The sequence below is a fragment of the Micromonospora sp. NPDC050795 genome (assembly GCF_044456785.1).
Lineage (GTDB): Bacteria > Actinomycetota > Actinomycetes > Mycobacteriales > Micromonosporaceae > Micromonospora.
In genome coordinates this window covers 10,820-34,315 of sequence record NZ_JBITGE010000040.1, presented here as the reverse complement: position 1 = coordinate 34,315, position 23,496 = coordinate 10,820, and the positions used below count along the sequence as shown (strand labels likewise).

At 70.7% G+C, this 23,496-nt stretch carries 23 protein-coding genes; 7 read left to right on the top strand and 16 right to left on the bottom strand.

Annotated elements, in window-relative coordinates; genetic code table 11:
• The first annotated feature begins 108 nt into the window (after positions 1–108).
• Positions 109–1,038 carry a neutral zinc metallopeptidase gene (locus ACIBEF_RS27700; protein WP_396796128.1) on the top strand — a complete coding sequence of 310 codons (930 nt, stop codon included), beginning with the start codon at positions 109–111 and terminating at the stop codon, positions 1,036–1,038.
• A gap of 72 nt (positions 1,039–1,110) precedes the next feature.
• On the opposite strand, the gene ACIBEF_RS27695 is transcribed toward ACIBEF_RS27700, so the two are convergent.
• The 13 genes from ACIBEF_RS27695 to ACIBEF_RS27635 all read right to left on the bottom strand — a co-directional run bounded on the left by ACIBEF_RS27695 (position 1,111) and on the right by ACIBEF_RS27635 (position 11,538).
• Positions 1,111–1,470: a YybH family protein gene (locus ACIBEF_RS27695; protein WP_396796127.1), complete on the bottom strand. Its 360-nt coding sequence runs from the start codon at positions 1,468–1,470 to the stop codon at positions 1,111–1,113.
• 65 nt (positions 1,471–1,535) lie between these two features.
• Entirely contained in the window at positions 1,536–1,835 is a 300-nt protein-coding gene (locus ACIBEF_RS27690; RefSeq protein ID WP_238682673.1) for a muconolactone Delta-isomerase family protein, read from the bottom strand.
• 163 nt (positions 1,836–1,998) lie between these two features.
• Complete coding sequence (locus ACIBEF_RS27685; RefSeq protein ID WP_396796125.1) at positions 1,999–2,646, bottom strand: acVLRF1 family peptidyl-tRNA hydrolase; 648 nt, start codon at positions 2,644–2,646, stop codon at positions 1,999–2,001.
• Positions 2,647–2,842: 196 nt separating this feature from the next.
• Complete coding sequence (locus tag ACIBEF_RS27680; RefSeq protein WP_396796124.1) at positions 2,843–3,475, bottom strand: LysE family transporter; 633 nt, start codon at positions 3,473–3,475, stop codon at positions 2,843–2,845.
• 403 nt (positions 3,476–3,878) lie between these two features.
• Positions 3,879–4,478, bottom strand: a complete 600-nt coding sequence (locus ACIBEF_RS27675; RefSeq protein ID WP_396796123.1) for a TIGR03086 family metal-binding protein — start codon at positions 4,476–4,478, stop codon at positions 3,879–3,881.
• Between the two features lie 187 nt (positions 4,479–4,665).
• Positions 4,666–5,115, bottom strand: coding sequence for a metal-sulfur cluster assembly factor (locus ACIBEF_RS27670; protein WP_396796121.1), 450 nt, complete (start codon positions 5,113–5,115; stop codon positions 4,666–4,668).
• 67 nt (positions 5,116–5,182) lie between these two features.
• Positions 5,183–5,656: a Fe-S cluster assembly sulfur transfer protein SufU gene (gene sufU, locus ACIBEF_RS27665; protein ID WP_396796118.1), complete on the bottom strand. Its 474-nt coding sequence runs from the start codon at positions 5,654–5,656 to the stop codon at positions 5,183–5,185.
• Complete coding sequence (locus ACIBEF_RS27660; RefSeq protein ID WP_355009956.1) at positions 5,656–6,960, bottom strand: cysteine desulfurase; 1,305 nt, start codon at positions 6,958–6,960, stop codon at positions 5,656–5,658. Before ACIBEF_RS27660 ends, sufU begins: the two co-directional genes overlap by 1 nt.
• A 20-nt stretch (positions 6,961–6,980) precedes the next feature.
• On the bottom strand, positions 6,981–7,754 hold the full coding sequence (gene sufC, locus ACIBEF_RS27655; RefSeq protein WP_007462702.1) for a Fe-S cluster assembly ATPase SufC: 774 nt from the start codon (positions 7,752–7,754) through the stop codon (positions 6,981–6,983).
• Positions 7,754–8,080 (bottom strand): non-heme iron oxygenase ferredoxin subunit, encoded by a 327-nt coding sequence (locus ACIBEF_RS27650; RefSeq protein ID WP_396796115.1) that lies wholly within the window; start codon positions 8,078–8,080, stop codon positions 7,754–7,756. The genes sufC and ACIBEF_RS27650 overlap by 1 nt, the downstream gene beginning before the upstream one ends.
• The gene (gene sufD, locus ACIBEF_RS27645) at positions 8,080–9,225 is read right to left on the bottom strand and encodes a Fe-S cluster assembly protein SufD (protein WP_396796114.1); all 1,146 of its coding nucleotides are present in this window, start codon (positions 9,223–9,225) and stop codon (positions 8,080–8,082) included. Before sufD ends, ACIBEF_RS27650 begins: the two co-directional genes overlap by 1 nt.
• 85 nt (positions 9,226–9,310) lie before the next feature.
• Positions 9,311–10,741, bottom strand: coding sequence for a Fe-S cluster assembly protein SufB (gene sufB / locus ACIBEF_RS27640; RefSeq protein ID WP_396796113.1), 1,431 nt, complete (start codon positions 10,739–10,741; stop codon positions 9,311–9,313).
• Positions 10,738–11,538: a helix-turn-helix transcriptional regulator gene (locus tag ACIBEF_RS27635; protein ID WP_396796111.1), complete on the bottom strand. Its 801-nt coding sequence runs from the start codon at positions 11,536–11,538 to the stop codon at positions 10,738–10,740. Before ACIBEF_RS27635 ends, sufB begins: the two co-directional genes overlap by 4 nt.
• Positions 11,539–11,636: 98 nt before the next feature.
• Here ACIBEF_RS27635 and ACIBEF_RS27630 point away from each other — a divergent pair, with 98 nt between their 5' ends.
• Positions 11,637–12,602, top strand: a complete 966-nt coding sequence (locus ACIBEF_RS27630) for a heme A synthase (protein WP_396796109.1) — start codon at positions 11,637–11,639, stop codon at positions 12,600–12,602.
• 492 nt (positions 12,603–13,094) lie between these two features.
• Here the strand turns inward: ACIBEF_RS27630 and ACIBEF_RS27625 are convergent, their stop codons facing one another.
• The 3 genes from ACIBEF_RS27625 to ACIBEF_RS27615 all read right to left on the bottom strand — a co-directional run bounded on the left by ACIBEF_RS27625 (position 13,095) and on the right by ACIBEF_RS27615 (position 15,672).
• Positions 13,095–14,015: a RimK family alpha-L-glutamate ligase gene (locus ACIBEF_RS27625; protein ID WP_396796107.1), complete on the bottom strand. Its 921-nt coding sequence runs from the start codon at positions 14,013–14,015 to the stop codon at positions 13,095–13,097.
• A 13-nt stretch (positions 14,016–14,028) separates the two neighbouring features.
• Entirely contained in the window at positions 14,029–14,364 is a 336-nt protein-coding gene (locus ACIBEF_RS27620) for a hypothetical protein (protein WP_396796105.1), read from the bottom strand.
• 354 nt (positions 14,365–14,718) lie between these two features.
• Positions 14,719–15,672: a heme o synthase gene (locus ACIBEF_RS27615; RefSeq protein WP_357229939.1), complete on the bottom strand. Its 954-nt coding sequence runs from the start codon at positions 15,670–15,672 to the stop codon at positions 14,719–14,721.
• A gap of 266 nt (positions 15,673–15,938) precedes the next feature.
• Between ACIBEF_RS27615 and tkt the strand changes: the two genes are divergently transcribed.
• From tkt to ACIBEF_RS27590, 5 genes are read left to right on the top strand one after another with little or no spacing between them, the layout of a single operon-like run.
• Positions 15,939–18,077 carry a transketolase gene (tkt, locus tag ACIBEF_RS27610; protein WP_396796103.1) on the top strand — a complete coding sequence of 713 codons (2,139 nt, stop codon included), beginning with the start codon at positions 15,939–15,941 and terminating at the stop codon, positions 18,075–18,077.
• Between the two features lie 15 nt (positions 18,078–18,092).
• Positions 18,093–19,268, top strand: a complete 1,176-nt coding sequence (gene tal / locus ACIBEF_RS27605) for a transaldolase (RefSeq protein WP_396796101.1) — start codon at positions 18,093–18,095, stop codon at positions 19,266–19,268.
• Complete coding sequence (locus ACIBEF_RS27600; protein ID WP_396796099.1) at positions 19,265–20,914, top strand: glucose-6-phosphate isomerase; 1,650 nt, start codon at positions 19,265–19,267, stop codon at positions 20,912–20,914. The genes tal and ACIBEF_RS27600 overlap by 4 nt, the downstream gene beginning before the upstream one ends.
• A gap of 2 nt (positions 20,915–20,916) precedes the next feature.
• Positions 20,917–22,470: a glucose-6-phosphate dehydrogenase gene (gene zwf / locus ACIBEF_RS27595; RefSeq protein ID WP_396796098.1), complete on the top strand. Its 1,554-nt coding sequence runs from the start codon at positions 20,917–20,919 to the stop codon at positions 22,468–22,470.
• A complete protein-coding gene (locus tag ACIBEF_RS27590) occupies positions 22,467–23,483 on the top strand; it encodes a glucose-6-phosphate dehydrogenase assembly protein OpcA (RefSeq protein ID WP_396796097.1) in 1,017 nt (338 codons plus the stop codon). Before zwf ends, ACIBEF_RS27590 begins: the two co-directional genes overlap by 4 nt.
• Positions 23,484–23,496 lie beyond the last annotated feature (13 nt).

Below are 23,496 nucleotides of genomic sequence, written 5' to 3'. Positions count from 1 at the left end.
CAACCAAGATCATCGGGTACCGGAACGCCTGTCCGGACCCCGTCCGGCACTCGATGGACGAAACGACACACAAAAGACACTCACCGGCATACGGCGATCGGGGTCACCATGGAACTCAACGAGCGGGCCGAAATCGACACCTCGCAGGTCAACGACGTGGGCCGCGGTGGCGGAGGCGGCGGAGGCGGAGGCGGCCTCGGCATCCCGATCCCCGGAGGCGGCGGTCGGGGCGGCATCATCGGCATCGTGGTGGCCGTGCTCATCGCGCTGCTCGGCGGCGGTTTCGGCCTCAACGCCATGACAAACGGCGACGAGGGCGGTCAGGCCGGCGGCACCGACCTGGAGCAGTTGTGCTCCCGCGACAACCCCGAGCGTCTCGACGACGCGCGCTGCCGCAACGCGCTCTACGTCAACAGCATCCAGGCCTACTGGCAGAAGGCGTACCCGGAGTTGGGCAAGGGAGAGTACGAGCAGACCGACACCAACTTCTTCCAGGCCGCCGTCAACACCGGCTGCGGGCAGGCCGACTCGGGCGTCGGCCCGTTCTACTGCCCCGCCGACAAGCAGGTCTACATCGACCTGAGCTTCTACGACGAGTTGGCGTCCCGGTTCGGGGCGAAGGGCGAGTTCGCCCAGCCGTACGTGCTCGCCCACGAGTACGGACACCACATCCAGAACCTCCTCGGCACCAACGCCAAGGCCGGCCAGGGCGACCAGAGCGGACCCACGTCCGCCTCCGTGCGGCTCGAGTTGCAGGCCGACTGCTACGCCGGTGCCTGGGCCAAGCACGCCACCGAGAGCAAGGACAAGACCGGCCAGGAACCGCTGTTCAAGTCCATCACCCAGACCGACATCAGCGAGGCGGTGCAGGCCGCCGAGGCGATCGGCGACGACAGCATCCAGGAGCGCTCCGGCGGGCGGGTCAACCCCGACCAGTTCACCCACGGCACGTCCGAGCAGCGCAAGCGTTGGTTCACCCAGGGCTACGACCGCGGCGACCCGAAGACCTGCGACACCTTCGGAACCGACCAGCTCTGACACCCGCTCCGAGATCGTGGCAGGCCCCCGGTGGGCCTGCCACGATTGTCATTCCGGGCCGAAGCTTCGGGGTCAGGTGAGCCGCGAGACCTGGTAGTGGCCGATGAGCCAGTCGTCGTCGACCCGCCGCAGGAGCACTCCGAGGTTGACGGTCAGCGCCGGCCGGTCGGTGAAGCCGAACTCCACCTCCAGGTAGCCGAGGACCACGTCGTCGGCGAGACGGCGGATTTCCCGGATGTCGTACGCGGCGGTCAGGCCGAGCGGCTGTCCGGTGTAGTACGCGGCGACGCCGGCAGGACCGACCGTGTACGGCTGCAACCCCTGGAAGATCGCGTCGTCGGTGAAGCACGCCGCGACCCGGTCGGGCTCGTGGGCGTCGACGGCCGATTTCCACCGGTCGAGGACGGTACGCAGAATCTGAGCGTCGGACATGATGATCTCCCTGCTGACGGACGTGTCCCGTGGCGTGCCTGTCGAGGCGGCGTGCCCTCGCCGGCTCAGCGAGGCGGCTGACCCGGGTCGTTCGGGTGCGGCGTCAACGGCGTCACGGTCTCGCGCCGCCAGGCCCGCAGCGGCATCGACGCGAGCACGGCTTCCAGCTCATCGGCGTCGTCGGCCTGAAACAGCCCCCACGTACGCCACTCCCCCGGTGCCAGCGGCGGTCGCCACAACCGCAGGAGACTGCCCTGAGCCGTCAGCTCGGCCGAACGCGCGGCCTCTCGCGCACGCATGTCGGCGACGCCGTCCTCCGACGTCCCCTGCGGCACCGTCGTCACCATGTCAACGAGAAACTCCACGCGCCCATCCTCCAGCGGCCGGCAGGACAGCACGCCGCGAACCCCGTTCCAGGTGGCGACCGTCGCCCCTCCGCCGCCGCCGGTGCGGGCCGCCGACGCCGCCGGTGCGGGGGCCTCCGAGCCGGCCCGTGCAGGCCTGCGACGCCGCCGGTGCGGGCCGAGGTCAGTCGGGGTCGCGCACCAGGATCCGTACCGCCCGGGCCGCACCCACCGCCGCGACCAGCACCGCGTGCCGGGGCTCCGGCACGTCGAGCAGCCGCTCCGCCCGCAACGGCACGAGCGGGGCCAACCGCCGGTCGGTCAACACCCCGTCCACCGCCCGCCGGTCACCGCCGCACACCAACGCGGCGAGCGTCGCCACCTCCGGCAACAGCAGCCGTACGGCCAGATCCGCCGCGTCGCCCAGCGCCGCCTTTGCCTGGTTGTCACGCCGGCGGGCGAACCGGTGCTGCGACCATCCGCCCGCAGCGGTGCGCCCCTGCACGTAGCGGGTGTCCACCTTGGAGACGACGAGGTCGCCGCCCTCGGCCACCCCGAGCGCCACCGCGCCCTTGCGCGCCAGCAGCAGGCCGATCCGGCGGGGCATGACAGCGGAGGCCACGAAGCCGGCCACGTCCGCGCCGGCCGGCGCACCCGGCGGGGCGTGCAGCTCGGCGGTTGCCCCGTCCGGGGCGGCGAGCAGCAGGCCGTAATCCCTCGCGCTGGTGCCGGGCGGGCCGTGCCGGTCGGCGAAGCCCTCGACCCAGCGGCCGACGCGGGCCGGGTCGACCTCGACCCACCGGCCTCCGCCGGCTGCGGGTCGACTGGTCATCGCCCGACCGTACGGCACAGCGAACCCGTCCGGGCCCCCGGGCGGCCCGTGTGCCCGGCCAGGAACACGCCCGGCGACACCGCCGACCCGGCGCGGTCGGGCGCCGTCCGGGTGGCTGAGCCGCCCGTGAACCTGGTCCGGATCGGCCGCGACCTCCCGCGGGTCGGCCGCCGCGTCGGATGGTCGCCGTGGCCGTTCAGCCTGGCAGGAGCGCGGCCACCGCCAACGCGGCGATGAGCGCGCTGGAGACCAGGCCGGTGACCAGCCGGCCACGCGGCCCGGTCAGCGCCCGGCCGACCACGGTGCCACCGCCGGCGATGACCAGTTGCCAGCTCGCCGACGCGAGGAACACCCCGGCCACGAAGAGGCTCATCGGGACCATCCCTGAGTCGGCTGTGTCCCGGCGGCCGAGCACCAGGGCGGTGAAGTAGAGCACCGTCATCGGGTTCAGCAGGGTCAACCCGAGCAGCGCCGCGTAGGCCCGCCCCGGAGTGCTCATGCCCCCACCGTCGCGTGCCGTCGGCGGTCGCCGCGAGCGGTGCGCGGACCACGTCCGCCACAGGCCGTGCCCGGCGAGGCCCAGCAGCACCACGGCGGCGACCACCCGCAGGGGCCCGGCGACCGGCGCGATGATCCCGGCCAGGCCCGCGCCGCCGAGCACGGCCACCACCGCGTAGAGCCCGTCGGCCGTCGCCACCGCGAGCGCTGCGGCCGCACCCACCCGAAACGACGTACGGGCGCTGAGCCCCATGATCAGAATCGCGATCGCGCCGACGGGGACGGCGACGCCGTAGCCGGCCACGAGACCGGCGAAAAACGCGCCGCTCACGACGGCGGGCGCGGGATCGAGGCGGGCCGGGGCAGGCTGCGCTGTCGACGCACGGCAGTGGCCGCACGGACAGGAACCTGCTTCGGGTACGCCTCAGTCACACGCGCATCCTCCGCGCCGGACCCGCGCCCCCGCCACCGATATTCCGCCGCGCCCCGCGCCCCGCGCCCCGCGCCCCGCGCCCCGCGCAAGATCCGAGCAACTTCCCCGATGTTGCTGCCTCCGACACGGCGGAGACAGCAACATCCCTGATCCTGCTCAGATCTTGACGACACACACGCGCCACCAAGATCGCACTCGAACCAGGATGTAGTGGCCTCGGCGACGCACCGAGGCCACTACATCGAGGATCGAGGGCGATCTTGGGGCGTTCTGGGATCGGCCGAGGGAGCAGAGCCGAACCTCAGGCGGCCAGTCGGGGGTCGCGACCGAGGTAGGAGAGCAGGGCGGTGACCTCGTCGGCCTCCGGAGCGGAGTCGATCGCCGGGGCGTAAGCGCCGTAGGCCCGCAGCGGCTCGACGATCTGCCGGGCCACCACCAGCAGGGGGCGGGCCAGTTCGGCGCCGAGCGGGGACGGCTGGCCGGTGGCCACCGCGATGTCCCAGGCGTGCACTGCGGCGTCCAGGGCGCACGCTACGGCGCCGACCTCGGCCGGCAGCTTGCCCTGAGGCAGCGGCGTGGGCACCTCCGGGTCGTCGTCGGCGACGCCCTTCCAGGCCCGGGCGGACGCGTCGAGGGCGGCGCGCAGGCCGGCGAGCTTGTCACCGTCGAACCGACCGGAGGGTGCGAACGGGTCCTCCGCCGGCCCCGGCCCGCCGTCGATCGCCGCCGCGAAGGCGAGCTGGTCGCCGACCGCGTGCTGAAGCACCTGGGTGACGTTCCACCGCTCGCACGGGGTGGGCCGCTCCCAGGCGTCGGCCGGAACTCCCTCGACTGCCGTCCGAAGCGCCGCGTGCGCCTCGTCGAGCACGGTCCGCCACTGCCCCGCCGCCATCCCGCTCATTGTTCTGCCCTCTCCGCCGGCTTCCAGCGAGCTGACCCACCCGCTGTCGGATCGGAATGTTCCGCTCCGTTTGATGAGTTCAGCTTAGCAGACCGGAACGATCCGTTCCACTACTTTCGAGGCTGGCCTGCAAAGGCGTCGAGCGCGGCACCCGGACGGGTACCGCGCTCGACGAAGTGGGATCGGTTCAGACGTTGAAGCCGAGGGAGCGAAGCTGGTCCCGACCCTCGTCAGTGATCTTGTCCGGGCCCCACGGCGGGAGCCACACCCAGTTGATCCGGATGTCGTTGACCAGGCCACCGCCGGGGCCGGTGGTCAGCGCCTGCCGGGTCTGGTCCTCGATGACGTCGGTCAGCGGGCAGGCCGCCGAGGTGAGCGTCATGTCCAGGGTGGCGACGTTCTCCTCGTCGACGTGGACGCCGTACACGAGGCCAAGGTCGACCACGTTGATGCCGAGCTCCGGGTCGACGACGTCCTTCATCGCCTCCTCGATGTCGGCGATCATGGCCTTGCTGACGCCGCCCGCAGGAGCGGCGGCGTCAGAGGTGCCGTCGGTGGTCGCGGCGTCGGTCTGCGGCACCACAGTGGTGTCACCGGCCTCCGGCGTCGCCTCAGTAGCAGCGATGTGCTCGCTCATGCCGTCCCTCCGCTTCGCTGCGTGATGCCGCAGGGCACCACTGTGTCATTCGCTCGCTGACGCTCGCTCACGCCTTCACCTCCGGGCTCACGCCCACACCGGCGCGTGCCGCGGCGTCCATGAACGCCATCCACGGCAGCAGCGCGCACTTGACCCGGGCGGGGTAACGGGCCACACCCGCGAAAGCAACCCCGTCACCGAGCACGTCCTCGTCCGGCGTGACCTGGCCACGTCCGGACATCAACTCCACGAACGCCTCGTGCACCTCGAATGCTTCCCCGGCGCCCCGACCACGCAGCAACTCGTGCAGCACACTCGCCGACGCCTGGCTGATCGAGCAGCCCATCCCGTCGTACGAGATGTCGTGCAGCACAGTGCCGTCGGTGGCCACCCGGACGGTGACCTCGTCACCGCAGGTGGGGTTGACGTGGTGCGCCTCCGCGACCTGGTCGCCCGGGTCGTCGGCATCGCGCAGGCCACGCCCGTGCGGGCGCTTGTAGTGGTCCAGGATGATCTCCTGGTAGAGCTGATCGAGCTGCATCAGTCGAACACCTTCCGTACCTGCTCCAGACCGGCCACCAGAGCGTCGATCTCCTCGGTGGTGGTGTAGAGGTAGAACGAGGCCCGGGTCATGGCCGGGACGCCGAACCGACTGCACACCGGCTTGGCACAGTGGTGACCCACCCGCACCTGCACACCGAGCGAGTCGAGCACCTGTCCCACGTCGTGCGGGTGCACGTCGCCGAGCGCGAACGAGATGGTGCCGCCCCGGCCCACCGGCACTGTCGGGCCGAAGATCCGCAGGTCCGGCACCGAGCCGAAGGCGTCCAGCGCGTACGCCGTCAGCTCCTTCTCGTGCCACTGGATGGCCCGCATCCCGACGCCGGTCAGGTAGTCCACCGCCGCGCCCAACGCGACCGCCTCGGCGATCGGCGGGGTGCCGGCCTCGAACCGGGCCGGCGGGGCGGCGAACGTCGAGCGGCCCATGGTGACCGTCTCGATCATCGAGCCGCCACCCATCACCGGCGGCATGGCCGCCAGCAGCTCGGCCCGGCCCCAGAGCACACCGATGCCGGTCGGGCCGCACATCTTGTGGCCGGTGAACACGATGTAGTCGGCGTCCAGGTCGACCACGTCGAGGGGCAGGTGCGGCGCCGACTGCGAGCAGTCCAGCAGCAGCAGCGCGCCCACCTCGCGGACCCGAGCGGTGATCCGGGAGGTCGCGTTGACAGTGCCCAGGATGTTCGACACGTGCACCAACGAGACGATCTTCGTCCGTTCGGTGACCAGGTCCTCCAGGCCCGACTCGTCCAGCCGGCCCTGGTCGGTGACCGGGAACCAGCGCAGGGTCGCGCCGGTCCGCTCACAGAGCAGCTGCCACGGGACGATGTTCGAGTGGTGCTCCATCTCGGAGATCACCACCTCGTCGCCGGGACCGAGCCGGAACCGGGGGTCGGCGTCCGCTCGCAGCGAGGCGTTCGAGAAGGCGTACGCCACGATGTTGATCGCCTCGGTGGAGTTCTTGGTGAACACCACCTCGTCGACGCTCGGCGCGTTGATGAACGCGGCGACCTTCGCCCGCGCCCCCTCGTACGCCTCGGTGGCCTCGGTGCCCAGCGTGTGCACCGACCGCGACACGTTGGCGTTGTGCCGCGCGTAGTGCTCGTCGAGCACGTCGAGCACCTGGCGCGGTTTGTGCGAGGTGTTGGCGCTGTCGAGGTAGACCAGCGGATGCCCGTTGATCTCCCGGTCCAGGATCGGGAAATCGGCGCGCACCCGGGCCACGTCGAAACGCGGCACGTCGTCGTACTGCGGCATCCCCTCGGGGATCGCGATGCTGGTCATCTCGGCAGCGCCTCCTTCGCTCAGGCCTTGGCCGTGCCGGCCCCGGCGGCGTACCGCTCGTAGCCCTCGGCCTCGAGCTTGTCTGCCAGCTCCGGGCCGCCCTGCTCGACGATCCGGCCGGCCACGAAGACGTGCACGAAGTCCGGCTTGATGTAGCGCAGGATCCGCGTGTAGTGGGTGATCAGCAGCACGCCGGTGTCGCCGGTGTCGCGGACCCGGTTGACGCCCTCGCTGACCACGCGCAGCGCGTCCACGTCGAGGCCGGAGTCGGTCTCGTCGAGGATCGCGATCTTCGGCTTGAGCAGCTCCAGCTGGACGATCTCGTGCCGCTTCTTCTCACCACCGGAGAAGCCCTCGTTCACGTTGCGCTGAGCGAACGCCGGGTCCATCTGGAGGCGCTCCATGGCGCCGCGCAGCTCGCCACCCCAGGTACGGAGCTTCGGCGCCTCGCCGTCGATGGCGGTCTTCGCGGTCCGCAGGAAGTTCGCCACCGAGACGCCGGGCACCTCGACCGGGTACTGCATGGCCAGGAAGAGACCGGCGCGAGCGCGCTCGTCGACAGTCATCGCCAGCACGTCCTCGCCGTCGAGGGTCACCGTACCGCCGGTGATCTCGTACTTGGGGTGGCCGGCGATCGAGTACGCCAGGGTGGACTTGCCGGAACCGTTCGGGCCCATGATCGCGTGGGTCTCGCCCGACTTCACGGTCAGGTCGACGCCGGCCAGGATCGGCTTGAGCTCACCCTCGGGCAGCTTGACCGACACCTTCAGGTCGCGGATCTCCAGGGTGCTCATTATCGGGTCACTCCATTACTCGGCGTCAGGCTGAGGTAGATGTCGCCGTCGCGGACTTCGACGGGGTAGACGGGGACGGGTTCGGTGGCGGGCAGGCCGGTCGGCTCGCCGGTGCGCAGGTCGAAGCGCGAGCCGTGCAACCAGCACTCGAGCGTGCAGCCGTCGACCTCGCCCTCGGAGAGCGCGACAGCGGCGTGCGAGCACTCGTCGTACGCGGCGTAGAAGGCGCCGTCCTCGCCGTGCACCAGGGCGATCGGGGTGCCGTCGACGTCCGCGCGGATCGCGGTGCCCTTCGGCACGTCCTCGGTGGAGCAGAGCCGGATCATCAAGCGCCGGCCTTGGTCAGCCGGGCCTCGATCGTGTCGCCGAGGCTCTCCCGCAGCGACTCCACCGGGATCTTGTTGATCAGCTCGGCGAAGAAGCCACGGACCACCAGCCGGCGGGCCTCACTCTCCGGGATGCCCCGGGCCATCAGATAGAACAGCTGCTCGTCGTCGAAGCGGCCGGTCGCGCTGGCGTGACCGGCACCGGCGATCTCGCCGGTCTCGATCTCCAGATTGGGTACGGAGTCCGCCCGCGCGCCGTCGGTGAGCAGCAGGTTCCGGTTGATCTCGTACGTGTCGGTGCCGGTCGCCTCGGCCTGGATGAGCACGTCGCCCACCCAGACGGTGTGCGCGCTCTCGCCCTGCAGAGCGCCCCGGTAGCCGACGTAGCTGCGGCAGTCCGGCACATTGTGGTCGACCAGCTGCCGGTGCTCCAGGTGCTGGCCGGAGTCGGCGAAGTAGACGCCGTACAGCTCGGCCTCGCCCCCGCGCCCGGTGTATTCCACGCTGGTGAACTGCCGGACCAGGTCGCCACCCAGGGAGACCTGAATGTGAATGACCTTGGCGTCCCGACCCAGCTTGATCTTCAGGTGCTGGGCCTGGACCGCGTCGTCGGCCCAGTCGGCGACCGTGACCAGCGTCAGCTTCGCACCATCGGCCACGGCGACCTCGACGTTGTCGGCCAGGGTGGCCGACCCGACGTGCTCCAGCACCACTGTCGCCTCGGCGAACCGGCCCACCTCGACGAAGGTGTGACCGAACGCCGGCTGCTCGACGCCCTCGCCGACCACCCGCAGCCGCACCGCCTCGCCGAGCACCACGTCGGGGGCCACCCGCAGCAGCAGGGCGTCTGCGGCGGCACCGTAGGCCAGCGCGCTGACCCGGTCGACCGGGATCAGCACGCTGCCGACGCGCTCGTCGTCACGGCCGACCCGGGTGATGGCGACGCCCTCGGGCAGGTCACCGTACTCGTGTCGGACCGCGCCGGTCGCGGCCGGCGCGTCGCCGCTAAGGCCGCGCAGGCGCTTGAGTGGGGTGAAGCGCCACTCCTCCTCCAGGCCGGTGAGGGCCGGGAAGTCGGCGACGTCGTACGAGCGCAGCGCCTGCGACTTGGTGCTGGGCGGCGGCGCGGAAGCCTGGGTAGTCATGTCTTCCTTGGTCTGTTCCGTGACGACGAGTTGGGGCCGGGTGTGACGGGCCGAGGTTCCGGCCCGTCACGGGGGAGCGGCGGCGTCAGCCGACCGCGCCCTCCATCTGAAGCTCGATCAGGCGGTTGAGCTCCAGGGCGTACTCCATCGGGAGTTCCTTGGCGATCGGCTCGATGAAGCCACGCACGATCATCGCCATCGCCTCGTCCTCGCTCAGGCCCCGGCTCATCAGGTAGAAGAGCTGGTCATCACTGATCTTGGAGACGGTCGCCTCGTGCCCCATCGACACGTCGTCCTCACGGATGTCGACGTACGGGTAGGTGTCCGAGCGGGAGATCGTGTCGACGAGCAGTGCGTCGCACTTGACAGTGCTCCGGCTGTGGTGCGAACCCTCCAGCACCTGCACCAGACCCCGGTACGAGGTGCGGCCGCCGCCACGGGCGATCGACTTCGACACGATGGTCGAGGAGGTGTGCGGCGCGGCGTGCACCATCTTGGCGCCGGCGTCCTGGTGCTGACCCTCGCCGGCCATCGCCACCGAGAGCACCTCGCCCTTGGCGTGCTCTCCGGTCATGTAGACCGCCGGGTACTTCATGGTCACCTTGGAGCCGATGTTGCCGTCGACCCACTCCATGGTCGCGCCCTCGTGGCAGACGGCGCGCTTGGTGACCAGGTTGTAGACGTTGTTCGACCAGTTCTGGATGGTCGTGTAGCGGCAACGTGCGTTCTTCTTGACGATGATCTCCACGACCGCGCTGTGCAGCGAGTCGGAGGAGTAGAGCGGCGCGGTGCAGCCCTCGACGTAGTGCACGTACGCACCCTCGTCGACGATGATCAGCGTCCGCTCGAACTGGCCCATGTTCTCCGTGTTGATCCGGAAGTAGGCCTGCAGCGGGATCTCGACGTGCACGCCCTTCGGCACGTAGATGAACGAGCCACCGGACCACACCGAGGTGTTCAAAGCGGCGAACTTGTTGTCGCCGACCGGGATCACGGTGCCGAAGTACTCCTTGAAGACGTCCTCGTGCTCGCGCAGCGCCGTGTCGGTGTCCAGGAAGAGGACGCCCTGCTCCTCAAGGTCCTCGCGGATCTTGTGGTAGACGACCTCCGACTCGTACTGCGCCGCGACACCGGCGACCAGCCGCTGCTTCTCCGCCTCCGGGATGCCCAGCCGGTCGTAGGTGTTCTTGATGTCCTCGGGCAGGTCCTCCCAGCTGGTGGCCTGCTTCTCGGTCGACCGGACGAAGTACTTGATGTTGTCGAAGTCGATTCCGGTGAGGTCCGCGCCCCAGGCCGGCATCGGCTTACGGCCGAACAGCCGCAGGCCCTTCAGCCGCAGGTCGAGCATCCACGCCGGCTCGTCCTTCTTGGCCGAGATGTCCCGCACCACCGCCTCGTTGATGCCACGCTGGGCAGTTGCCCCGGCGGCGTCCGGGTCGGACCAGCCGTACTCGTACCGGCCCAGGGCGGCGAGCTGCTCTTCCTGGGTTAGGGGCTGGACGATCTGCTCGGTCATCTATCTGTCCTCACAGTGGTTACGGGATTACCGGATTGAACACGGCCCGGCTGGGTCGGGATGTGCGTGGTGCACACCCCGTCGCCGTGCGCGATGGTGGCCAGACGCTGCACGTGGGTGCCGACCAGACGGGAGATGACCGCGGTCTCGGCCTCGCACAGCTGAGGAAACTCGGCGGCCACGTGCGCCACCGGGCAGTGGTGCTGACAGAGCTGGCCGCCAGAGGCGATCGTGGTCGCATTGGCAGCGTAGCCCTCGCCCGTGAGCGCTGCGGCAAGTGCCTCGGCTCGGGCGAGAGGGTCGTCGCCCGCATCCTCCATTGCCGCCCGACAGCGGGACTCGAGAGCGGACACCTGCTCGGTGGCGAACGCCTCCACCGCGTCCGGGCCGCCGCTGCGGGCGATCCAGCGAAGCGCGGCGGTGGCCATGTTGTCGTAGTGGTGTGTGCCACAGCGGACCCGGGCGGCCTCGGTCAGCAGGAACACCTTCGCCGGGCGGCCCCGACCGCGACTGCCCTGCACGGGCTGCTCGCGGGCGTACACGTCACCATCCGCAAGCATCGCGTCGAGGTGTCGGCGAATCGCCGCCGGGCTGAGCCCGAGCGCCGCGCCAAGCTGCGCGGCGGTGGTGGCACCCTGCTCCAACAGCAACTGGGTGACCCGATCCCGGGTGGAGACCTCGGCCGCCGCCGGCCCGGCGGGGCCGACCGGCGTGGTCACGGCAGGCGCGGACGCGGACGCACCGACAGCCGGAACGGCCGTCGGTTGGTGCCCGGAGAGCGCCGCCACGTTTTTCACAACGCCAACGTTACGTAATTACCCGGAGGGTCGCAAACCCGGGCCCCGGTGATCCCAACCACCGCACTGACGGAGTCGGACGAACCTCGATCACTACGGTGCGTAGGATTTGCGCCGTGAACCGAATCGTCCGTCCGGTCTCCGGCATCCTGCTGCGCCGCCTCGCGCTCGCCTCGATCATCGCGAACGTGGGCATCGTCGTCACCGGCGGGGCCGTCCGACTGACCGCCTCGGGCCTCGGCTGCCCCACCTGGCCCCGGTGCACAGACGATTCCTACGTCACCACGCCGGAGATGGGCGTGTACGGCGTCATCGAGTTCGGCAACCGGATGCTGACCTTCGCGGTGGGTCTTATCGCGCTGGCCACGGTGCTGGCCGTACTGCTGCACCGGCCCCGCCGACCCGGGCTCCTCGCACTGGCCGTGGCGGTCTTCCTGGGCATCCCCGCGCAGGCGGTGATCGGTGGCATCACCGTGCTGACCAACCTCAACCCGTGGGTGGTCGGGCTGCACTTCCTCGCCTCGATGGCCGTGATCGCCGCCGCGTACGCCCTCTGGCGACGCGTCGGCGACCCCGACGGCCCGACCGTGGCCGTGGTGCCCGCACCGCTGCGCGCGCTGGCCCGGGTCACCACCGGCGTCACCGTCGCTGTGCTGGCCGTCGGCACCTGGGTCACCGGCAGCGGCCCCCACGCCGGCGACCATGGCGCCGCCCGCAACGGGCTCGACCCGGAGACGATCTCCCAGGTGCACGCCGACGGGGTCTTCCTGCTGATCGGCCTGTCGGTGGCGCTGATCTTCGCGTTCCGCGCCGTCGGTGCGCAGCGGGCCACCCGCGCCGCGATCATCCTGGTCGCCGTGGAGTTGGGCCAGGGCCTGATCGGCTTCGTGCAGTACTTCACCCACGTGCCGGCGCTCCTGGTCGGCGCGCACATGCTCGGCTCCTGCCTGGTACTGCTGGCCGCGCTGTCAGTGCAGTGGTCCACCCGGGAACGCCGCCCGGTCGCACCGGCCCCCCAGGCCACCCCGACCGACGCCGCCGCCCCGGTACCAGTCACCGCCTGACCGCCCGCGCCCCGCGCCCCGCGCCCCGCGCCCCGCGCCCCGCGCCCCGCGCCCCGCGCCCCGCGCCCCGCGCCCCGCGCCCAAGATCCGAGCAACTTCCCCGATATTGCTGCCTCCGACACGCCGGAGACAGCAACATCCCTGATCTTGCGCGGATCTTGACGACGAACACCGCCCCTGGGGAGACCGGAACCCCGGCCTTGGCACCCACGGCCACCAAGATCGCACTCGAACCAGGATGTAGTGGCCACCGAACGCCAGGAAGCCACTAGAACCAAGATGTTGCGCGATCTTGCCGGCAGCAGCACGGACGCAGCGAAGCACGGCGGCACGGCAGCACGGCGGCACGGCAGCACGGCGGCACGGCAGCACGGCAGCACGGCGGCACGGCAGCACGGCGGCACGGCAGCACGGCAGCACGGCAGCGCGGCGGCACGGTGCGCGAGCGCGCGGCGCGGGCGGCCGTTCGGGAGTTGCTTGTTGGGTGAGCGGTTAGGCGTTGCGGGCCAGGTGAGTGGTGATCGCGGTGGCGAGGCGCTCGGGGGCGCCGTCCGCGTACCCGATGAAGAGCGACGGCTCGGTCAGCTCCAGCTCGACCAGGACCGGCTCGCCGTCCGGGCCGGGGATCAGGTCGACCCGGGCGTAGAGCAGCTGTCGGGTGCCGCCGGGCACCGTCGCGAGGGTCTGCTCGGCCACCGCCAACTGTTCGGGGCGAGCGGTGCGGGTGGTGATCTCCTCGGCCTTGTACAGCCCGTCCGGACCGAGGTCCGGCCCGGACAGCATCGGACCCTTGCGGATCGCGTGGCTGAACGCGAGCCCCTCGGGGCCGGCCAGGAAGAGCAGAGCCGTCTCGCCTTCGGTGTCGACGGCCCGCAGGTACGGCTGGACCATGGTGACCCGGCCGGCCTCGGAGAGTCGGCGAACGTGTGCGGCGGCCAGGTCGCGGTGCTCCGGGTCGGCCAGGTCGTACCGGCCGGTGTCCTGACTGCCGGCGCTGACGGCGGGTTTGAGCACGTACTCGCCGGTCTCGGCGGGCGGCTGCCAGCTCTCCCCCGGCATGATCCACGCTGTCGGCACGGTTGGCACGCCGGCGGCGCTCAGCTCGGCGAGGTAGCGCTTGTCGGTGTTCCAGCGGACCACGTCGGCCGGGTTGACGAGCGTCGGCACTGTCGACGCCCAGGACACGAACTCGTCGCGGCGCAGCGCGTAGTCCCAGGGTGAGCGGAGCACGACCAGGTCGTAGGACGACCAGTCGACGCCAGGGTCGTCCCAGACGACGGCCTGGACGGCGACGCCACGGGTGGCGAGCGGGGCGAGGACCAGCCGGTCGTCCGGGTCGAGGTCGGCCAGGTCGGAGCAGGTGACGAGAGCGACCCGGGGTTCCCCCCGGGTCGACTGGTGATATGTGGTCAATTCAGCTGTCTGTTCAGCGGGCCATCGTGCGCCGGGCCATCGACCGCCAGAGGTCGTTGCTCGGACGCATCTGGTCCATCAGTTCACGCTCCCAGGCGTTCTCGACGGTGACTCCCGCCTTGGCGCACGCCTCCCGGGCGGTGACGGTGTCGTCGGCGAACTGGTCGCCCCACTCACCGTCGGCACCGACCAGGACGATTCGCGCGCCGCGCTTGCCGACGTACTCGATGACCGCCTTCGCGCCGCCGTGTTCTGCGGCGAACGCCTTGAGACCCGCAACCAGGCCTTGGGGCGCCTGCTCACTGGCGGTCTGCTCAGCGGTCAGCGTCGTATCGGAACCATCTGCCATGACGCGAAGCCTAAGCAGACTTGCACCCCGTCGGGCGAGAACCATGAACCTTTTGTGATGCCAATTACCTACAGGTTTAAGGACGACCACAGGTTCACTGTCCGTTTATTTACCGACTTTTACGCCCAAAGCACGCAGGCAAATCGCCCTCGAACCCTCCCAGGTTGAGCCGATCCGACTCATGCTGAAAGTTACTCTGATGTGACGTTAAACCCGGACAACTCATCCACGTCCATGATTAGTCAGTAGATCAGCGGCATCGATCACTGCGGCGCGAATAGAAGGCAGCCAGCGGAGCCGACGGGCGCAGGCCACCGCACGTGGAGAGCGGAGAGCGGAGTCGGCCGGGACGGGTCAGATCAGCGCGTCGAGCGCGACGGCCACGAAGACGATCGTCAGGTACGTCGTCGACCAGTGGAACAGCCGCATCGGCTTGACCGCCTCGCCACGCGTCGCGCGTCGGCAGAGTCGGTGAGCCTCGAGGATGAAGATGGCACCCACCACCAGGGTCGGCACCCCGTAGATCGCGCTGAGCCCCAGCGGCCAGACGGCCAGGGAGGTGAGCACGGTGAGCCACGCGAAGATCAGGATCTCGGCGTTCACCCGGCGGGTCGAGGCCACCACCGGCAGCATCGGGATGCCGGCCCGGGCGTAGTCGTCCTTGTACTTCATGGCGAGCGGGTAGAAGTGCGGCATCTGCCAGAAGAAGACCACAGCGAAGAGCCCCCAGGCGGCCGGCGCCAGTGAGCCGGTCACCGCAGCCCACCCGATCAGCACCGGTGCCGCCCCGCAGGCGCCGCCCCAGAAGGTGTTCGTCGGGGTGGAACGCTTGAGCCACAGGGTGTAGACGAGGTCGTAGTAGGCGATCGCGGCGAGGGTCAGCCCGGCGGCCAGCAGGTTGGTGAACGCCGCCATCAGGGCCACCGACACCGCCGCCAGCACCAGACCGAAGATCAGCGCGCTCCGCGGCGACACGGTGTGTGCCGGCAGCGGCCGACGCTTGGTACGCCGCATCAACTGGTCGATGTCGCGGTCGATGTAGCAGTTGAGGACGCTGGCCGCACCGGCGGCGAGCGAGCCGCCGATCAGCACGATGGCCATCAGCCACAGCGACGGCAGCCCACCCTCGGCGAGCATCATCGCCGGGATGGTGGTGACCAGCAGCAACTCGACGATCCGCGGCTTGGTGAGCGACACGTACGCCGAGAGAACCGCGCGTACGTCCCGCCGGGCCACCGGGCCCTCGGCCGCCCGTGCCGGGTGTGGCCCGGCCGGGTTGCTCGCGGGGCGCTCGGTGATCATGCTCACGGATTGCCACCTTCCGGCGTCGGGCACGGGGAGATCGGATCGGTCGGGACCGCACGGGTCCGCATACCGCCCCACACACTACGCGTCGTCGTTTTGGCTGCCCGGCCGACCCGACAACGGTGCGGGCCGTCACACCACCGGGTTGAAGCGAGCATCCGGATGGTCACGTAGCGCACACCATGCGCAGATCCCCGGGCGCATGTTTAGGGACGCTCGATAAGGTCATCGGTGAGGGTTCCGCCCATCTGCCGAGGAGCACAACCATCGTGGCTGTTAAACGACCCGAGCACCCCGCACTGAACTGGTCCGACCTCGATCGCCGGGCCGTAGACACCGTCCGCGTGCTGGCCATGGACGCCGTAGAGAAATCCGGCAACGGTCACCCGGGCACCGCGATGAGCCTCGCGCCCGCGGCGTACCTCCTCTTCAACCGCGTCATGCGGCACAACCCGGCCGACCCGAACTGGCCCGGCCGCGACCGGTTCGTCCTCTCCGCCGGGCACTCCAGCCTGACGCTCTACATCCAGCTGTTCCTCTCCGGTTACCCGCTGAGCCTGGACGACCTGAAGTCGTTGCGGCAGTGGGGCTCGCTGACGCCGGGGCACCCCGAGCACGGGCACACGCCGGGCGTGGAGACCACCACCGGCCCGCTCGGGCAGGGTCTGGGGAACGCGGTCGGCATGGCCATGGCGGCCCGCCGCGAGCGCGGCCTGTTCGACCCCGAGGCCGAGCTCGGCGCGTCGGTCTTCGACCACGACATCTGGTGCATCGTCTCCGACGGTGACATCGAGGAGGGCATCAGCCACGAGGCCAGCGCCCTCGCCGGGCACCAGCAGCTGGGCAACCTCACGGTGATCTACGACGACAACGAGATCTCCATCGAGGACGACACCCGGATCGCCAAGAGTGAGGACGTGGCCGCCCGCTACGAGGCGTACGGCTGGCACGTGCAGACCGTCGACTGGCGCAGCGGCGACGCCGACCAGGGCGACTACCACGAGGACGCCGAGGCGCTGTACGCGGCGCTGGTGGCCGCCAAGGCGGAGACCGCCCGCCCCTCCTTCATCGCGCTGCGCACCATCATCGGCTGGCCCGCGCCCAACAAGCAGAACACCGGCAAGATCCACGGTTCGGCGCTCGGCGCCGACGAGGTGAAGGCCACCAAGCGGCTCCTCGACTTCGACCCGGAGCAGACCTTCCAGGTCGACGAGGAGGTGCTCGGCCACGCCCGCACGGTGATGGGGCGCGGCGACGCGGCCGAGCAGGAGTGGACCGCCGCGTTCGACGCCTGGAAGAAGGCCAACCCGGAGCGCACCGCGCTCTACGAGCGGTTGGCTGGTCGCGTACTCCCCGACGGCTGGACCGACGCGTTGCCGGTCTTCCCGGCGGACGCCAAGGGTGTGGCCACCCGGGCCGCCTCCGGCAAGGTGCTGGAGGCGCTCGCGCCGGTGCTCCCGGAGCTGTGGGGTGGCTCGGCCGACCTGGCCGAGAGCAACAACACCACGATGAAGGGCGAGCCGTCGTTCATCCCGGCGGCGCACGCCACCAAGGACTTCCCGGGCCACGAGTACGGCCGCACGCTGCACTTCGGCATCCGTGAGCACGCCATGGGCGCGATCCTCAACGGCATCGCCCTGCACGGCGGCACCCGCCCCTACGGCGGCACGTTCCTGGTGTTCAGCGACTACATGCGTCCGTCGGTGCGGCTGGCCGCGCTGATGAAGCTGCCGGTGACCTACGTCTGGACGCACGACTCGATCGGCCTCGGCGAGGACGGCCCGACCCACCAGCCGGTGGAGCACCTGACCGCGCTACGCGCCATCCCGGGTCTGGACGTGGTCCGCCCGGCCGACGCCAACGAGACCGTCTGGGCGTGGCGGCAGGCGCTGGAGCACACCGACCGGCCGACGGCCATGGCGCTGAGCCGCCAGGCCCTCCCGACCCTGGACCGGAGCGTCCTGGGCGACGCGGCGGGTGTGGCCAAGGGCGGTTACGTGCTGGCCGAGGCGTCCAACGGCAAGCCCCAGGTGATCATCGTCGGCACCGGTTCCGAGGTGCAGCTCTGCCTGACCGCCCGGGAGCGGCTGGAGGCCGACGGCACCCCGACCCGGGTCGTCTCGATGCCGTGCCAGGAGTGGTTCTACGAGCAGGACGAGGCGTACCGGGAATCGGTGCTCCCCCGCGGGGTAAAGGCACGGGTGAGCGTGGAGGCGGGCATCGCGATGTCCTGGCGCGGCGTCGTCGGCGACCTCGGCGAGAGCGTCAGCATCGAGCACTACGGCGCGAGCGCCCCGTACACCGTGCTCTTCGAGCAGTTCGGGTTCACCGGTGACCGGATCGTGGCGGCGGCACACGCCTCGCTGGCCCGGGTGGGCGACATCACCGGTTTCACGACCGGCAACTGAGGGAGCGTGGACGGCATGACCGACAAGCTGAATGAGCTGACCGCCGCGGGCGTGGCGGTCTGGCTCGACGACCTTTCCCGGGTACGACTGAGCTCCGGTGGGCTGGACCAGCTCCGCCGCGAGAAGCACGTGGCCGGCGTCACCACCAACCCGACGATCTTCGCCAAGGCCCTCAGCGACGCCGACGAGTACAACTGGCAGCTGCGCGACCTCGCCATCCGTGACGTGGACGTGGAAGAGGCCGTCCGCATGCTCACCACGTACGACGTGCGGTGGGCCTGCGACGTGATGCGCCCGTCGTACGACGGCAGCGACGGCGTCGACGGCCGCGTCTCGATCGAGGTGGACCCCCGCAGCGCGCACGACGCGGACAAGACCGTCGCGGAGGCCAAGGCGCTGTGGTGGCTTGTCGACCGGCCCAACCTCTACATCAAGATCCCGGCCACCGAGGAGGGCCTGTCGGCGATCACCGACACGCTCGCCGAGGGGATCAGCGTCAACGTGACACTGATCTTCGGGCTGGACCGCTACTCGGCGGTCATGGAGGCGTTCCTCGCCGGCCTGGAGCAGGCCAAGGCCAACGGCCACGACCTGTCGAAGATCGGCTCGGTCGCGTCCTTCTTCGTGTCCCGGGTCGACGCCGAGGTCGACAAGCGGCTCGAGAAGATTGGCTCCGAGCAGGCCAAGTCGCTCAGGGGTAAGGCCGCCGTCGCCAACGCCCAACTGGCGTACGAGCGCTACACCGAGGTGTTCGCTTCGGACCGCTGGAAGGCGCTCGCCGCAGCAGGCGCGCACCCGCAGCGGCCGCTGTGGGCGTCCACCTCGACGAAGAACCCGGACTACCGGGACACCATCTACGTCGAGGAGCTGATCGCACCCGGCACGGTCAACACCATGCCGGAGTCGGTCGTCAACGCGTACGCCGATCATGGCGAGACCCGCGGTGACACCGTCACCGGGGCCTACGACGCGGCCCGGAAGGTCTTCGCGGACCTGGAGTCGGTCGGGGTCGACATCGACGACGTGATCGCCACCCTGGAGCGCGAGGGCGTCGAGAAGTTCGAGGTCAGCTGGCAGGAACTGCTCGACGGGGTGACCAAGTCGCTGAAGGCAGCGGCGAAGGGCAAGGGCGCCCCGAACAAGGCCGCCAAGGGCAACGCCAAGGCCGCCGACAAGGCTGGTGGCGCATGAGCGACCTGCTTGCGGGGCCGGTGGAGGCAGCCGCCGGGCTCTCCGTGTACGGCGCGGACGCCGTCGACAAGGCCGCGCCGGCCTCGACCCGGGACGCGCTGGTCAAGGCCGGCGTCCCGGGCAAGCTGGCGGGCAAGGACGCCAGCCTGTGGGGTCCGGACGCCGAGGCCGAGGCCAAGATCCGGCTGGGCTGGGTGGACACCCACCGGCGCAGCCGCGAGCTGCTCGGCCAGTTGGCCGAGCTGAGCGCGGAGCTGGCCGACCTGGATCACGTGGTGCTCGCTGGCATGGGTGGCTCTTCGCTCGCCCCCGAGGTGATCACGCAGACGCTGGGACGCCCGTTGACGGTTCTGGACACCACCGACCCGGGCCAGGTCCGGGCGGCGCTCGGTGACCGGCTGGAGCGCACCGTCGTGGTGGTGGCCAGCAAGTCCGGGTCGACGGTGGAGACCGACAGCCACCGGCGCGCGTACTGGCAGGCGTTCCTGGACGCCGGGATGACCGAGGCGGAGGCCGGCCGGCACTTCGTCATCGTCACCGACCCGGGTTCGCCGCTGGAGGCCACCGCGGCCGAGATGGGCGCGTTCACGGTGCTCGCCGACCCGAACGTCGGCGGTCGCTACTCGGCGCTCACCGCGTTCGGTCTGGTGCCCTCGGCGCTGGCCGGGGTCGAGGTCGCGGAGCTGCTCGACCAGGCCGACGCGCTGGCCACGTCGCTCGGCGCGGACCAGAACAACCCGGCTCTGGCGCTGGGTGCCGCTCTGGGCGCGGCGGCCACGCTCGCCCGGGACAAGGTCGCCCTGGTCTCCGACGGCACCGGCATCGACGGGCTCGGCGACTGGGCCGAGCAGCTGATCGCCGAGTCGACGGGCAAGGCCGGGGTGGGCATCCTGCCGGTGGTCGTGGAGTCTCCGCAGAGCCCCGGCGCCACCGGCGCGGACGTGCTGACTGTCAGTTACGGCGGCGCGCTGGCCCCCGGTGACATGCCGGGCGGCGGGGCCACCCCGGACGTGGCCGTCAACGGCCCGCTGGGCGCGCAGTTCCTGGCCTGGGAGTACGCCACCGCGGTGGCCGGTGTGGTGCTCGGCATCGACCCGTTCAACCAGCCGAACGTCACCGAGTCCAAGGAGAACACCAACAAGATCCTGGCCTCGGGCCTGCCGGCGGAGACGCCGTCGTTCACCGAGGGCGCGATCGAGGTGTACGCCCCGCAGGGCGCTCCCGGGGACCTGGCCGGTGTGCTGCGCTGGCTGCTCGACGGGCTCGGCGACGACGGTTACCTCGCGGTGATGGCGTACCTCGACCGGTTCGCCGACGCCGACACGGCCAAGCTGCGGTCGCTGCTGGCGCAGGCGGGTGGCCGACCGGTCACCTTCGGCTGGGGTCCGCGCTTCCTGCACTCGACGGGCCAGTACCACAAGGGCGGCCCGCAGGTGGGCAGCTTCCTCCAGGTGACCGGCGCGGTCGCCGAGGACCTGGCGGTGCCGGGCAAGCCGTACACCTTCGGTGAGTTGCAGGCGGCGCAGGCCGCCGGTGACCGTCAGGCTCTCGCCGGTCGGGAGCGGCCGTTGCTGCGGTTGCACCTCACCGACCGGGCCGCCGGTGTCGCCCAACTACTGGACGCGGCCGGTGATCTGCGGGCGTGAGGATGGACGACGTGACTGAGGCGGAGCGAGGAGGCGGTTCGGTGAACCCGCTGCGCGACCCGCAGGACCGCCGGTTGCCCCGGATCCCGGAGCCCTGTGCTCTGGTGATCTTCGGGGTGACCGGCGACCTGGCCCGCAAGAAACTGCTCCCTGCGGTCTACGACCTGGCCAACCGAGGGCTGTTGCCGCCGGGCTTCGTGGTGCTCGGGTTTGCTCGCCGGGACTGGGGCGACGGCGACTTCGAGACGTTGGCCTGCGAGGCTGCCCGCAAGCACGCCCGTACCCCGTGGCGGGACGAGGTGTGGGCGCGGCTGGCCGGCAACATCAAGTTCGTTGGCGGTTCGTTCGACGACGACGCCGCCTTCGACACCCTCGCCTCGACGCTTGACGATCTGCGCCAGACCCACGGCATCACCGGCAACGCGGCGTTCTACTTCTCCATCCCGCCGGCCGCGTTCCCTGTCGTGCTCAAGCAGTTGGCCCGCACCGGGATGGCCGACAACGACAAGTCCGGCGGTTGGCGCCGGGTCGTGGTGGAGAAGCCGTTCGGTAACGACCTGCCCTCGGCGAAGGCGCTCAACGACCTCGTCGACGACGTGTTCACCCGGCAGGACGTCTTCCGGATCGACCACTACCTGGGCAAGGAGACGGTTCAGAACATCCTCGCCCTGCGGTTCGCCAACAACCTGTTCGAGCCGCTGTGGAACTCCAAGTACGTCGACTCGGTGCAGATCACCATGGCGGAGGACGTCGGCATCGGCACCCGCGCCGGCTTCTACGACACCGTCGGCACCGCCCGCGACGTGCTGCAGAACCACCTTCTCCAACTCCTCGCCCTGGTGGCGATGGAGGAGCCGACCAGCTTCGACGCGGACGAGATCCGGGCCGAGAAGCTGAAGGTGCTCAAGGCCATCACCCTGCCGAAGGACGTCGCCCGGGACACCGTCCGCGGTCAGTACCTGCCGGGCTGGGTCGGCGGCGAACGCGCTGTCGGTTACCTGGAAGAGCGGGACGTCCCCGCCGACTCCACCACCGAGACGTACGTGGCGGTGCGGTTGGGCATCCAGAACCGCCGCTGGGCGGAGGTGCCGTTCTACATCCGGGCCGGCAAGCGGCTGCCCCGGCGGGTCACCGAGGTCGCCATCATGTTCAAGAAGGCGCCGCACCTGCCGTTCAACGACGCCGACATGGAGTCGCTGGGCAACAACCAGCTGGTCATCCGGGTGCAGCCGGACGAGGGCGTGGTGCTCAAGTTCGGCTCGAAGGTGCCGGGCACGACCATGGAGGTCCGCGACATCGCGATGGACTTCCAGTACGGCGAGGCGTTCACCGAGTCCAGCCCCGAGGCGTACGAGCGTCTGGTGCTGGACGTGCTGATCGGCGACCGCACCCTCTTCCCGGACGCGGCCGAGGTCGAGCAGAGCTGGCAGGTGATCGACCCTCTGGAGCACGCCTGGGAGGGCACCACCCCGGAGCCGTACCGGGCCGGCGAGTGGGGCCCCCGGGCCTCCGACGAGATGCTGGCCCGCGAGGGCCGCGCCTGGAGACGAGCATGATCGGGCTGTGGGACACCACCGGCAACGAGGTGGTCAAGGCGCTCGCCGCCGAGCGGCGCAGCGCCGGCGGGGTGGCCAGCGGCATGGCGCTCACCCTCATCGTGGTGGTGGACGAGAAGCGGGTCCGGGAGGCTGAGGCCGCGGCGACGATCGCCGCCGCGGCGCACCCGTGCCGCCTCGTGGTGGTGGTCCGCTCGGAGATCGAGCGGGACCGCAACCGACTGGACGCGGAGATCGTGGTCGGTGGCCGGCTCGGCCCGTGCGAGGCGGTGGTCACCCGGATGTACGGCCGGTTGGCCCTGCACGCCGAGTCGGTGGTGATGCCGCTACTCGTTCCCGACGTACCGGTGGTCACCTGGTGGCACGGCGAGCCGCCGGCGGAGATCGCCACCGACTTCCTCGGGGTGGTGGCCGACCGGAGGATCACCGACTCCGCGCAGGCCGCCGACCCGGTGGAGGCGCTGCGGCAGCGGGCCCGGGACTACGCCCCGGGCGACACCGACCTGGCGTGGACCCGGATCACCCCGTGGCGCACCCTGGTCGCCGGGGCGTTCGACACCACCAACGCCCAGGTCACCGAGGCGACGATCGTCGCGCCTCCCACTGACCCGACGGCGGCGCTGATGGCCGGTTGGCTGTCCAGCCGGCTCGGCATCACCCCACGCCGGGTGGACAGCAATGAGTTCCCCCGGATGCGGGAGGTGCAGCTCAGCTGCGCCAACGGCGATCAGCTGACGCTGACCCGCGAGGACAGCATGGCCGTGTTCCGGCGCACGGGCCAGGACGACCGGGCCCTGCCGCTGGTGCGCCGCCCGCTCGGCGACGAACTGGCCGAGGAGCTGCGCCGGCTGGACGCCGACCAGGTGTACGCGGAGGCGCTGGGCGCGACGGTCGGGCTGCGAGGGCTGGACCAGCGCCCCGCGCAGCGGGTCCACGTCTGGAAGGATCCGGCCACCGCACAGCGCGCCGAGGCCGGGGTGACCGCGCACGTCGGCACGAGCGGCGAGGGCTGAGCCCAGCCGGGGC